This window comes from Alkalibacterium indicireducens, assembly GCF_039522005.1.
Lineage (GTDB): Bacteria > Bacillota > Bacilli > Lactobacillales > Carnobacteriaceae_A > Alkalibacterium > Alkalibacterium indicireducens.
The window spans coordinates 372-714 of sequence record NZ_BAAADA010000140.1; the positions used below are offsets into that span (position 1 = coordinate 372).

1 protein-coding gene is annotated in these 343 nt (G+C 36.7%); it reads right to left on the bottom strand.

Features of this window, described 5'->3' with window-relative positions:
* Window positions 1–343 (bottom strand): ATP-binding protein (locus tag ABFX15_RS08310; protein WP_346024991.1); only part of this gene is annotated, 343 nt, incomplete at both ends.

The window sequence follows — 343 nt, forward strand, 5'->3', positions numbered from 1 at the left end:
CCCCCCATCGAGATAAGATAATATTTGTCGTAATCATTGTTGATTTCTTTTCGTAACGCATCGTTAATAGTTGAAAGAAGAGGTTAGCTTCAACTTTTTGAATTGGTAAATAACCTATTTCATCAATGATCAAAAGATCATACTTGGCATATCGTTTAAGAACACGTTCAACGGTCCCTTTTTCAAAGGCAGAACGAAGACGTAAAAGTAATTCATGACAACTGATAAACAGCGTACGGTAGCCTTGATGACATGCTTCAATGCCTAATGCGATGACAAGGTGTGTTTTCCCTACACCAGGGTTTCCAATGAAAACTAAGTTTTCTTTTTTCTCCATAAAAGC